The sequence below is a fragment of the Rhodobacteraceae bacterium M385 genome (assembly GCA_025141835.1).
GTDB lineage: Bacteria > Pseudomonadota > Alphaproteobacteria > Rhodobacterales > Rhodobacteraceae > Gymnodinialimonas.
The window spans coordinates 1,471,263-1,483,486 of the sequence record CP081102.1 but is presented as its reverse complement, the minus strand read 5'-3'; the positions used below and the strand labels follow the sequence as shown (position 1 = coordinate 1,483,486).

14 protein-coding genes are annotated in these 12,224 nt (G+C 62.2%); all 14 read right to left on the bottom strand.

The window, feature by feature from the left end; genetic code table 11:
- Positions 1-28: 28 nt before the first annotated feature.
- Positions 29-439, bottom strand: a complete 411-nt coding sequence (locus tag K3728_07220; GenBank protein ID UWQ97000.1) for a DUF3168 domain-containing protein — start codon at positions 437-439, stop codon at positions 29-31.
- Positions 436-762 (bottom strand): head-tail adaptor protein, encoded by a 327-nt coding sequence (locus K3728_07215; GenBank protein UWQ96999.1) that lies wholly within the window; start codon positions 760-762, stop codon positions 436-438. The genes K3728_07220 and K3728_07215 overlap by 4 nt, the downstream gene beginning before the upstream one ends.
- Positions 759-1,346: a hypothetical protein gene (locus K3728_07210; protein UWQ96998.1), complete on the bottom strand. Its 588-nt coding sequence runs from the start codon at positions 1,344-1,346 to the stop codon at positions 759-761. Before K3728_07210 ends, K3728_07215 begins: the two co-directional genes overlap by 4 nt.
- Before the next feature lie 164 nt (positions 1,347-1,510).
- Positions 1,511-2,692, bottom strand: coding sequence for a phage major capsid protein (locus tag K3728_07205; GenBank protein UWQ96997.1), 1,182 nt, complete (start codon positions 2,690-2,692; stop codon positions 1,511-1,513).
- 47 nt (positions 2,693-2,739) lie between these two features.
- Positions 2,740-3,291, bottom strand: coding sequence for an HK97 family phage prohead protease (locus tag K3728_07200; protein ID UWQ96996.1), 552 nt, complete (start codon positions 3,289-3,291; stop codon positions 2,740-2,742).
- Positions 3,292-3,300: 9 nt separating this feature from the next.
- Positions 3,301-3,549, bottom strand: coding sequence for a hypothetical protein (locus K3728_07195; GenBank protein ID UWQ96995.1), 249 nt, complete (start codon positions 3,547-3,549; stop codon positions 3,301-3,303).
- On the bottom strand, positions 3,546-4,706 hold the full coding sequence (locus K3728_07190; protein ID UWQ96994.1) for a phage portal protein: 1,161 nt from the start codon (positions 4,704-4,706) through the stop codon (positions 3,546-3,548). Before K3728_07190 ends, K3728_07195 begins: the two co-directional genes overlap by 4 nt.
- Before the next feature lie 90 nt (positions 4,707-4,796).
- Positions 4,797-6,248, bottom strand: a complete 1,452-nt coding sequence (locus K3728_07185; protein ID UWQ96993.1) for a terminase family protein — start codon at positions 6,246-6,248, stop codon at positions 4,797-4,799.
- Positions 6,249-6,883: 635 nt separating this feature from the next.
- The gene (gene mltG, locus K3728_07180; protein ID UWQ96992.1) at positions 6,884-8,041 is read right to left on the bottom strand and encodes an endolytic transglycosylase MltG; all 1,158 of its coding nucleotides are present in this window, start codon (positions 8,039-8,041) and stop codon (positions 6,884-6,886) included.
- Between the two features lie 6 nt (positions 8,042-8,047).
- Positions 8,048-9,304 (bottom strand): beta-ketoacyl-ACP synthase II, encoded by a 1,257-nt coding sequence (fabF, locus tag K3728_07175; GenBank protein ID UWQ96991.1) that lies wholly within the window; start codon positions 9,302-9,304, stop codon positions 8,048-8,050.
- A 249-nt stretch (positions 9,305-9,553) separates the two neighbouring features.
- Entirely contained in the window at positions 9,554-9,790 is a 237-nt protein-coding gene (locus tag K3728_07170) for an acyl carrier protein (protein UWQ96990.1), read from the bottom strand.
- Positions 9,791-10,020: 230 nt separating this feature from the next.
- Complete coding sequence (gene fabG / locus K3728_07165) at positions 10,021-10,758, bottom strand: 3-oxoacyl-[acyl-carrier-protein] reductase (GenBank protein ID UWQ96989.1); 738 nt, start codon at positions 10,756-10,758, stop codon at positions 10,021-10,023.
- 44 nt (positions 10,759-10,802) lie between these two features.
- Positions 10,803-11,219, bottom strand: coding sequence for a hypothetical protein (locus K3728_07160; protein UWQ96988.1), 417 nt, complete (start codon positions 11,217-11,219; stop codon positions 10,803-10,805).
- Positions 11,216-12,157, bottom strand: a complete 942-nt coding sequence (gene fabD / locus K3728_07155; GenBank protein ID UWQ96987.1) for an ACP S-malonyltransferase — start codon at positions 12,155-12,157, stop codon at positions 11,216-11,218. The genes K3728_07160 and fabD overlap by 4 nt, the downstream gene beginning before the upstream one ends.
- Between the last annotated feature and the right edge of the window lie 67 nt (positions 12,158-12,224).

The following is a 12,224-nucleotide window of genomic DNA, read 5'->3' as shown; positions in this document are numbered from 1 at the left end:
TCATTGTCAATTTGTTAGCTGGAAACGCCTAGGCGTCACTGGAATCGATCATGGCGCGGAACCAGACTTCGATTTCGCGGCCATCCCCTACCCGCCGGGCGCGGGCGCGAAGAAAGTTCAGACCCGTCAAACTGCCCCGCGCAAGGGTCAGATCAGCCCCTATCAGGGCGTCGGACACGGCGGCGGCGATGGTCTTGGCGGCGTGAAAACCCGCCGCGTCGCAGACCACGGTGACGGGGAAATCATGCACGGCCCCGTCCCCCACCACGTCCGAGGCATCGCGCACCCGCTCCGGCCCAAGGCTGACGTAGACCGACGGCACAGGCCCCGGCGGCAACGCGTCGTAGATCGCGTCGTCGGTCAGCATCGAAACCGCTGAATCCATGGTTAACGCAGTAAAGACCGCCTCTTGCAGGGCGGCTGTGGCGGCATAGCTCATGCGCCCACCTCCTCTTTGGCAAAGCACACCAGATAGCGCCCGGCGGCATCGGCTTCCGTCACCGCGTCGATGCGGTACACTCGGGCACCGTCTCGAAACCGCATCGCCGCCGTAGGCCGCGACGGGGCCCCTTGCGGAGCTGCCCTTATCGTGACCTTTAAATTCAGCTCCGATGCCTCCGTCTCACGGCCAGCCCCACGGGGCAAAACCTCCCCCCAGATGCAGCCAAGAGCTTGCCAAACCTCAGAAAAGCCGCCCGCGCCATCACTGGAGCGTACCGGGGCCTCGAGGGTCAGTTTTCGGTTCAGATGCGGCTCTTTCATATCGCGCCCCCCCGCAATCGGATCTGGCGGTAGGGTTCGATCAAAGCCATCACATGGCCCGGAATTGGCGGCGAAATCGCCCCGCCCGAGCTGTAGAACTCACTTGCCAACGCCAACAATGCGCGTTGCAGATCGGCAGGAATGTCCTCCCAATCCGGCCCGTAACCCGCTGTTACCGTGACTTCCACTGTGCCGCCCCCGGGCGGTGCCGGCAGGGCCCCGGTAACAGTCTCGATACTCGGGCGATGCGCATCCGCACGCAGCACGTAGCGGTCTTCATTCACGATGGTCTCAGCGCCGTTTCGCGCGATTAGCTTCACGCTATCGACGCTGGAGACCGGCGCAATCGGCAACCCATGGCTGGCCGGATTGTGCCAAACCACCAGCGTCAAAGCGAACTGCCGCTGCATCAAAACCTTGCCAATCCGCGCCTCAATCGCGGCCATGGCGGACCGCAGACACCCCTCCAACAGCGTGTCCTGACTGCCATCGTCGGAAAATCCCGAGGACAAGCGCAGGTGGCTCGACAGCGTATCCACCGGCAATGAGGCACTGGGAACAGAGGTCAATTCGACCATCATCATGTTGAAATCTCCGGGAAATTTGTTTCGGTGAAATGTGGGGCGTGGCACCGACCTCCGCGCTGCTCATGCGGAGAGACGCGCAGCTGGACCCGCAAAGGCCCGCACACACGCCCCGCCCGCCCCATGGCTACACTCGGCCACCGGGCGGGATGGACGAATTGCATTCAGCTCGTGCCGAATTTCATCAACTTGATCGCAGCAAAGTCGGTCACGTCGCCGCCCACGCGCTTGGTGGCATAGAAAAGGACGTGCGGTTTGGCCGAGAACGGGTCACGCAGAACCCGCAGATCCGGACGCTCAGCAATGGTGTAGCCCGCGCCGAAATCACCAAAAGCAATCGCCATCGCGTCAACGGCAATGTCTGGCATATCCTCGGCGATCAGCACCGGGTAGCCCATCAGGCGGGCGGGCTCCCCGGCGGCTAGACCGTCAGACCACAGGAAGCGGCCATCGGCGTCCTTCATTTTGCGTACTGCACCCGCAGTCTTTGAATTCATGATGAAATTCGCGTTCGCGCGGTAACGTGCGCCCAAGGCATAGACCAAGTCCACGATGGCATCGGCCGGGTTGGCAGCATCAAAGTCACCCGCCGTTCCCGTGGCCACATACCCCAGGTTGCCCCAGGTCCAGCTGCCGTTGTCCTCTGTCGGGTGGGTCAACAGGCCGGTCGGTTTGCCCGAGCCGTCGCCGTTGATGAACGACGCCGCTTCAGCGCGGGCGAACTTGTCGGCGATGCGCCCCGCGAGCCAGCCTTCGATGTCGAATGCCGCATCATCCAACAGCCGCTGAGATGCCTTGGGCAGCGCCGAAAGCTCGTGCAACGCAATGGAAATCCGCTCAATCGTCGGGGTATCCGTTTCCGTCGTAGCGCTGACCTCATCGGCCCACCCCGCGCCGGTATCCGTGCTGTCGATCAACACGTCGAAAGAGGTCGCCTCGACCGTCACCACATTGGCCACCGACCGCAGCGAGGAAGAGGACCGAAGCACCGATTGGATCATTTCTGAGGTTTGCGGATCGACCAGATAGCCGCCCTCGGCATTGACGGCGGTATTCATCGCCTTGCCTTCCAGCTCTAGCCCCCGAAGCGCATCATCATCGCCGCAACGAAGGTAGGATTTCAGCGCCAGCTTATGGGGCGCTGTTGTGTCGATGTCCGCGGAAAGAGCGGGACGTTGATAGGTGTTGGTCTTTGTGTTCAGCATGGCAATACGGTCTTCCTGCTTTTGAAATTTTGCATTCATGTCGTCTTGAAATTGGTTGAATTCATTCAAGAACCCGCCGATCGCGGTCTTGACTTCAGCCATAGGAGCGCTGCCCGCGCTCCGCTCAGCGGTCTCGGTCATGGGATGTCCCTTGTGGTTGAGTGTGCCCCCAGATTGCGGGGCCGAGATCAGCGGGCCTTGCGGGCCGCCAGGGATTGGCGTGCGGTGTCGAACACCCGCGCCAGCTCTAGAAGCGTGTCCGATTTGCCCTCGTGGGCATCCAAACGCGCCTCTGGGAGCATGGGGAATGTGACAAGCGACACCTCCCACAGCTCCACTTCCGAAAGGCACCGCAGGCCCCTTTCGTTCTTGTGGGATTTCACCGTGCGGTAGCCGATGGAAAGCCCGTCAATCGCGCCGGCTTTGGTCAGCGCAGCGACCTCTCGGGCGCGGGCTACGGACTTCAAGAGCCGCCCCTTAACGAACAATCCGCGGTCGTCCTCGCGGATTTCGTCCCAGATCCCGATGGGTTCATTCGGGTCATGCTGCCACAACATTTTGACCCGGCGGCCGTTGCCCAAGGATTTGGCGTAAGCGCCTTTTTCCACGACATCTCCGCCCTGGTCCTTGGCGCCGAACAGCGAGGCATACCCCTCAATGACAAAGCCGTCATCCAAGGTCAGGTCGCTGTCGAACTTCTGGAATTTCATCTCCAGGTCACTTTCAGAAAGTGATTTCATATCAAACTCCTATCCGCCGACGTTCAAGTTAAGTAGCTGACTTATCCCCTGCGCGAGGATCACCGAGACGACGCCAAAGACGGCCAGCCAAAGGCGCTTTTCCAGCCGTTGCAGCGCCAGCTCGATCGCCTCAAGCCGGAACGCCAAAGCGGCCCACCGTTCCTGTTGCACCCGCTCGTTTGCCTCGATCTGCGCGTTGGCCGCGTCAAACGGCGCATAGAGGTAGCGAGAGCCGCCAGAACCCCGCGTATCAGTCATGTCTCGGGCTGCTCCGGCAGCCCCAGCATCCGGCGTTTTTCTGCATCTGTCAGGAAACCTGCCTCCGACACGCGTCGCCATTGCGCCTCACGTTCGGCGGCAAGTGCGGGCACCCCGTCGAGGTCCGGTCTGACCTCCACCACGTCGCCGGACAGGCCCGACAACCAATGAGAGAGAGAGGCCCAAACCCGCTCTGCCAGCGGTAAAACCGTCAAGCGATAGAACGCCCGGTTGGCCTCGGCGTAGTTGGCGTAGGTCGCGTCGCCGGGGATGCCAAGCAGCATTGGCGGCACCCCGAACGCCAGCGCAATATCTCGGGCGGCGGCGTCTTTGGTCTTCTGGAATTCCATATCCGAGGGGCTGAACCCCATCGGCTTCCAGTCCAACCCCCCCTCCAACAACATCGGACGGCCCGCGTTTCTTGCCCCTTGGTGGTGGCTTTCCAGCTCCATCTGAAGGCGATCGAACTGATCCTGGCTCATCGTGCCCGCCCCCTCCAAGCCGTTGTAAACAATAGCACCAGATGGACGAGCGGCGTTATCCAACAGCGCTTTCGACCACCGCGCGGCCGAGTTGTGCACGTCAATCGCCGTGGCCGCCGCTTGGATCGGCGCAAGGCCGTGGTGGTCATCTTGAGGGTGAAAATTGCGGATATGACAGATCAAGTCCGCCGGATAGCGGTGGCTGCGCGCGCCAACCGTGTAGTCGTAGGCCTTGGGCCATCCGTCGGCACCGGGGATCAAACTCATCCGGTCCGAGCGTAGGACGTGCAACTCCCCCGGCATGCCGACCTCGGGCATCAGCGCTTCGACGTAGGCGTTGCCCGACAACATCAGCTGCGCGAAAGCGGCCTCCAGCAGGTCCGCGCGGGTTTGGCCCGCGTTAGGCCGCGCCAAAAGCGACAGAACCGGGTGCGCATCATAGCGGCGCTCAGCATCGCGGCAGACCACCGGAAGCGCCGCTGCCGCCTCGGCGATCACCTTCACGGCCCGGAAGCCCACAGGGTTGCCCAGGAAGCCGTTCTTGGTGAGAGAGCCCACATCGCGCGGGCTCCAAACCACCCGGCCGGACGAGCCCCAGACCGCCAGTTTCGCGCTGGCAGAGGCTTTGGCCTCCGGCGCAGAGACGGTGGGTTTTTTTAGGAAATCCAATACCATATAAGCCACTCCTCAAGTCATACATGAAGAACGAGCCCGCCCGCGCGTGCCCGCTCCATAGCCACCAAGCGTGGCCCGTTTAGGGTGTTGTCAAAGGTTGCGAATGGCCGGCTTCAGCCGGGTCTTTGCGGGCACCAACATGCCTTCTGTCAGGGCCCAAACCAGCGCGTCCACCCGGTCCGGAGAGCCTTGGCCCTCAAACCCCGTCAGCGCCATTTTGCACATCTCATCTTCCAGTTCCGCGTGAGTGCCCACATGGGCCACGCGCCCCTGCTCATAAAGTGCTGCGACCGGTTCCGCCCGCGCCACCTTCCCGACCGAGGCGCGAACTTCGCGGAAATTGATCGTGGGGTCCACCGACCGGACCACGTCCGTTACCAACTGCCCGCCTTGGTTTACCTCGCCCACCATCCGGCTCGCACCGAAGCGGTGGTACGCCGCAACGGCCACGTTGGCCCATTGGTTCGGCGACACCCCCTGGACCGAGCAATCCTCCAGCACCACGGCACGCCATTGCGCCGGGTCTCCGCTCTCGATGATGCCCACCGCGACGATCCCGCAAGCGTCCGATCCCGCGTGGCCCGTTACCGGCGGGTCTACCGCCACGATCACCCGTGTCACGTCTGGTGCCCCAGCCAAACGGTTGGCGTCGATCTGGGGCCGGGTCCACAGCGCGCCCTCCACATCCTCCAGCAGCACGCCGTCCAGTTCCTGCCGACCTAACCTCGTGTCGCCGTAGCGCAATCGCACCTCAGTCAGGAACGAGTCCGCCAGATAGGCCGCGTTGGCCTCTGTGGGGGCGTGGGTGTGGGCCACGCCATCGCGCTTCAGCAATTCCTTAAGGACGTTAACATTTCGCGGCGTGGTCGTGACGATCTGCTGAGGGTGCTTCCCCAACCGCAACCCGAACTGCAACATATCCCATGTTTCCTGCGCCTTAGGCCATTTCGCCAATTCATCCGCCCAAGCCAGATCAAACTGCGGCCCCCGTAAAGCCTCGGGGTCATGGGCCGAATAAACCCGTGCCTCTGCGCCGTTAGGCCAGACCAGCTTGCGCTCTCCAGCAACCCAACGCGGCACCCGGTCCGGCGGAGAGCAGGCGATCAGCCCGCTCTCTCCCTTCACCATCACCGCCAAGGCCTGATCGTAGGTTTCCCCCACCAAGGCCACGCGCTTGGCCTGCCCCGGCGCCTCTGGCGTGGCCCCTTCCACCATCGAGCGGACCCACTCGGCCCCTGCCCGCGTCTTGCCCGCGCCCCGGCCACCCAACACCACCCAGGTGGTCCAATCGCCCTCAGGGGGCAATTGGTGCGGCAAGGCCCAGAACTCGAACAACCACGGCAAGGCGGCCAGCGCGTTCTCATTCAGGCTGCTCAGAAACGCCGCCTCCGTGTCCCGATCCGCGCAGGCAAGCCAAGCGGAGCCCGATTTCAGCCCGGGCTTCATCAAGGTCGAGCGCGCCAGCGCCCCCCGCTCCGAAACGTTTGCAACCTGCTTCACGTGCCTTCTCCCGCATTTCCATAGTGTGCAGAAACGCGCCATTCATCTGGCGCACCGCTTTCGTTACATCCCCTTCCCCGGCTTCGGGCGCTTGCTCCAGCGTGGTGCAGCTGTCTTGCAAAGCCCGCACGGCGCGGTCGAACGCCTCCTGCGCTTGCAGCGCCAGCGTTTCGTCCCGCGTGTCTTCCGAAGGGTCGATTTCCTGATTACGTGTCATGTTAGATATCCTCGTGTCCGTGAAAGCTCTCGGTCACGAGCAGGATGTCGCCTCGCAAAAGCGATCTTTCGTCCGCCGGGGCGTGCCACCCCGTCTCACCCGGACAAAAAGAAACGGCCCCCAAGGAATTACCCCTGAATGGCCGTTGAACCCACATCTTCCAGCGTGCTTAAATAGGTGCCATGGGCCGTTCGGTGGGTCAACAAGTATTGCGTTTTCAAAGGGTTAATGCCCGCACCGTGCGCTAACAATTGATTAACCAAGCGCTGCTCGGCCCCATGAAATCAAGCGTTTTCTCCCGCTGCCATCCGCTCAGGGCACCGTACGCCGCCCCTCAAAAACTTGCACAGGTTCGCCACCCTTCCCGCGTCTGAGCACGTGAAAGGTTAACAAAACCGCTGAAAGTAGGAGAATCCGGTAGGGAGAGGGTCGATTCCACCCTCTCCCTACCAATGTCGGATTAGTTTCCGTTACGCTCCGCCTCAATCGCGCGCCAGCGGGCGACGTTGGCGTTATGCTCGTCCAGCGTAACGGCAAAGGCGTGGCCACCGGTGCCATCGGCCACGAAGAAGATGAAATCCGTGCTGTCGGGGTTCACCGCCGCTTCAATCGCCGCCTGTCCGGGGTTGGCAATCGGCGTTGGGGGCAGACCGTTAATCACGTATGTGTTCCACGGTGTCTCTTCGCGCAGCTCAGACTGGCGCAAGCCCCGCCCCAGAATACCGCGCCCATTGGTGACGCCGTAGATCACCGTAGGGTCCGTTTGCAGGCGCATCCCTTGGTTCAGACGGTTGGTGAACACGCTGGCCACCCGGCCCCGCTCGTCGGGTACGCTGGTCTCTTTCTCGATGATCGAGGCCAAAATCAGTGCCTCTTCGGGTGTGCTAATCGGAATACCCTCGGCCCGGTTCGCCCAAGCCTCTGCCAAGATCCGCTCTTGGTTGGCCTGCATTTCCGCCAGCAGTTCCAGACGGTTATCGCCCCGGCTCACCTCAATCGTGGTGGGTGCCAGCATCCCCTCGGCGGGGATATCAACGATTTCCCCGTCAAGGAAATCCGCCGCCATCAAGCCTTGCACCACCTGCCAGCTTGTCAAACCTTCTGGAATAACAAGGCGGTAGAGCATTGGCGTGCCCTCATCCACCAGCGTGGCATATTCCACGGGAACGCCATCTTCATAAGCAAAACGCGCGATCTCCTCGACCTCACCCGTCGACGGGTTGCGCTCGCTCAGGCGCATTTGCCCCGTACCCGAGTTGCGCAGAACGTAAGTGGCCCGGTAGCGGAACGACGAAGGCCCGCCGGCTGTGACGATCTCCAACACCTGCGCCATGTTCGCGCCGGCGGGGATTTCGTAGTTACCAAAACGCAGGTCGCCCGCCCGGTCCGCCGCACGCACGCCGACGCGGAACACCGTTGCAGATCGGATCGCGCCCGCGGCTTCCAACCGTTCCGAGACACGCGAAAGCGTATCGCCCTGCTCCACCTCGAAGAACGCGGCTTGCGCCAACGGCCCTTCACCGGTCCATTGCCGCTGTCCCCAGCCCAAAGCCGCAGCCGCAGCGATCAGGGCCACGATCAGGAATGAAATGCCGTTGGCGGCAATGTGCTTCCACATGGTCGGTTACACCCGGCCCATGATCAGGCAAGCGTTGGTGCCGCCAAACCCGAAAGAGTTCGACTGCACGATGTTGATCTCGCCTTCCTGCTTCTCGTTGGCGCACAGGTTGATCTCTGTCTGCGCCGCTGGATTGTCGAGGTTCATCGTGGGCGGTGCCACGTTGTCGCGGATCGCGAGGATGCCGAAGATCGCCTCAATCGCGCCCGCAGCCCCCAAAAGGTGCCCCGTCATGGATTTGGTCGAAGACATCCGCAGGTTCTTCGCGTGATCGCCCATCAGCCGCTCTACCGCGCCCAATTCGATTGTATCGGCCATGGTCGAGGTGCCATGGGCGTTCACGTAATCCACCGCCGAAGGTTCCAGCTTGGCGCGTTTCAGCGCCGCGCGCATCGCCCGCTCTGCGCCCTCGTGGTCAGGGGGCGGGGCGGTGATATGGTGGGCATCGCCGCTCAGGCCATAGCCGAGAATTTCCGCGTAGATTTTCGCGCCGCGCGCTTTGGCGTGCTCGTATTCCTCCAGCACAACCATGCCCGCACCTTCGCCCATGACGAAGCCATCGCTGTCGGAATCCCAAGGGCGCGAGGCTTTCTCGGGCTCATCAGCGCGCTTGGTGGACAGCGCCTTGCAGGCGTTGAACCCGGCGATGCCGATCTTGCAGATCGGGCTTTCCGCGCCGCCCGCAACCATCACATCAGCGTCGTCAAAGGCAATCAGACGGGCCGCGTCGCCAATGGCGTGGGCGCCCGTGGAACAGGCCGTCACCACCGAGTGGTTCGGCCCCTTGAAGCCGTAGCGGATCGAAACTTGGCCCGAGATCAGGTTAATCAACGCGCCAGGCACGAAGAACGGCGATACCCGGCGGGGACCACGCTCGTTCAACACAATCGATGTATCCGCGATCGACGAAAGCCCGCCAATGCCCGCACCCATCAGGCAGCCGGTGCGCTCCAGGCTTTCCTTGTCGGTGGGTTTCCAGCCAGCGTCTTCCACGGCCTGAACGGCGGCAGCCATGCCATAAAGGATGAAATCGTCAACCTTGCGCTGCTCTTTCGGCTCCATCCACTCGTCAGGGTTGAACGTGCCGTTGGTGCCATCGCCGCGCGGAACTTCGCACGCGTAAGTCGTGCCGTAGCCTTCAGGATCAAACCGTGTGATCGGACCCGCGCCCGATTGCCCCGCCAAAAGACGGCTCCACGTTTCCTCTACGCCCGATGCCAAAGGCGTTACCAGCCCCAGACCCGTTACAACCACTCGCCGCATGCCCAAACCCCTATGTTTGTCTTTGCCTGTTCAATTACCGGAAACGCCCCCCAAGGCGCAATCCCTTCGGGCCAGCCTCGGCGGAAACACCCCCAGATAGCCCCTGTGGGACGGCGGGAGGGGCGATGTGAACGTTTTTGCATCGCAAAATCGTTGACCAGCGTCTCCCCCGTCCAACATAAAACGGCGCTCGGATCGCTCCGAACGCCGTAAAATCACATGCGCTGTCGCGCAAGAAACACTGCGCTATTAGGCAGTTGCTTCGCTGATGAACTTCGTCGCGTCGCCGAACGTCTGGATCGTTTCGGCCGCGTCGTCAGGGATCTCGATCCCGAATTCTTCTTCAAAGGCCATGACCAGCTCGACTGTGTCGAGCGAATCTGCGCCCAGATCGTCGATGAAGGACGCGCCCTCAACAACTTTATCTTCGTCCACGCTCAGGTGCTCAACAACGATCTTTTTCACGCGGCTTGCGATGTCGCTCATGTTACGTTCCTCATCTTGTGTCAGGGCAAATGCACGGTTCTGTGCGCCCCTGTTTCAGTGCTGCCGTTGCGGCCTCTCAGGATGCCCGCACCACCCAGATTAGGTGGGAAAGGCCAACCGGGGGAACAAGTCCTCCGGTGAAATCTGCGCCGCCTATAGCATATGTTGCGGCCATGGCAATGCCTTGAGCGTGCCTTTCTAACGTAAGGTCAAGCGCCTTAGCATTCCATCTAAATCATCGCCATGCCGCCATTTACGTGCATCGTGGTGCCCGTCAAATAGCCCGCTTCCGCGCTCGCAAGGAACAAGGCCGAGGCCGCGATCTCGTCGGCAGAGCCCATGCGACCTGCTGGAATCTGCACCAAAATCTTCTCTTTCTGGTCGTCGGTCAGCTTGTCGGTCATCGCCGTTTCGATGAAACCCGGCGCGATGCAGTTCACGGTGATTCCACGGCTCGCGACCTCATAGGCCAGCGATTTCGACATGCCCACCATGCCCGCCTTAGAGGCCGCGTAATTGGCTTGTCCCGGATTGCCCGTGGTCCCCACAACGCTCGAGACGTTGATGATCCGGCCCCAACGCGCCTTCATCATGCCGCGCAAAGCGCCCCGACACAGGCGCATGGTCGAGGTCAGGTTGACCTCCAGCACGCTGGCCCATTCGTCGTCTGACATGCGCATGAACAGGTTGTCCTTCGTGATGCCCGCGTTGTTAACCAGCACGTCCAGGCTGCCCATCGCGGCAATCGCCTCTTTCGGCAGAGCGTCCACCGCCTCGGCATCGCTCAGGTTGCAGGGCAACACATGGGCGCGGTCGCCCAGTTCAGCGGCCAGCGCCTCCAGCGGCTCAACCCGTGTGCCCGACAGGCCCACCGTGGCGCCCGCTGCGTGCAACTGCCGTGCAATCGCGGCACCGATGCCGCCCGATGCGCCGGTGACCAGCGCGTTTTTTCCTGTCAGGTCAAACATTTCCACCCCTTCTCACTTCTTATTCTACGGCAACTTGACCGCGTTCATTCCACCGTCGCCAACGTGCCCGCTTGCGCTTCACGCTCTCCCAGCACCCAACGCGCAACATCCACGATGTCAAACGCCAGCGAGATCACGATGATCGCCAATGTCACAGACATCAAGCGCCGAGGCCATTGCGGCATGTCTGTCCGACGTATTTGCCGCCATAGATACACCGCCAAAGGTAGCCACAAGATGACATGGGGCAGCCCGAGCAGTTTTACGTACCCCATTTGCCCATACATCCAAGACACGCCCAGCGCCGCAAGCACGGACACCACCAAGGTGACAATCCCTGCCATGCGGCTCTGTTTCCAGATCAGAAAGGACAGGGGCAGGATAAACGCACCCAAAAGCAGTATGTTAAGCCATATCTGCACCCACATCGGTTGCAGAGCCATGGCCTCGTTAAAGGTCATTGGGCCAGCGCCTCTAGCGCTTTGGTCACATCGTCCGGCGTGCCGACGGCATGGGGCGTGACAGCGCGGTCAATGCGTTTGACCATCCCCGACAGGGCCTTGCCCGCGCCGATCTCATACACTTCCGTGACGCCCTCGGCCGCCATCCACGCCACGCTTTCGCGCCAACGGACCCGGCCCGTGACCTGCACGACAAGGTTCTCTCGGATCACAGCGGGAGCGCTTTCGGCCCGCGCCAATACGTTGCTCACCAGTGGCACGGCAGGGGCTTGCATATCCACCTCGCCCAGCGCTTGCGCCATGGCGTCGGCGGCCGGTTGCATCAACGCACAATGGAACGGCGCGGACACCGGCAACAGCAATGCGCGTTTTGCGCCCTTGGCTTTGGCAATCTCGCAAGCCCGCTCCACCGCGGCTTTCGCGCCGGAAATCACGACTTGCGCCGGATCGTTGTCGTTGGCCGCTTCGCACACCTCGCCTTGGGCCGCTTCCGCTGCCACTTCTTCTACCGCTGCAAGGTCAAGGCCCAGAACCGCCGCCATGGCCCCCTTGCCCGCCGGAACGGCCGCTTGCATCGCCTCGCCGCGCAGGCGCAACAGACGCGCGGTATCCGCAAGGCTGAAGGTGCCCGCCGCACAAAGGGCCGAGTATTCGCCCAGCGAGTGCCCGGCGACAAAGGACGCCGCGGTTACATCAACGCCTTCCGCCTTCAACGCCGCCATCGCCGCCAGCGATGTGGCCATCAACGCAGGCTGCGCGTTGCGCGTCAGGGTCAGGGACTCGATCTCGCCTTCCCAGATCAGCGACGACAGGCTTTCGCCCAAGGCGTCATCCACCTCTGCGAAGACGGCCTTCGAGGCCGGATAAGCGTCCGCGAGGGCGCGGCCCATGCCGATGGTTTGCGCCCCTTGGCCGGGAAAAATGAAAGCTCGGGTCATATGCGGTCCCCTTGGGTCAGTCGCGGAACAAAATGGTGACCTTTCAGCTACCCCAAGCCCGCGCTTA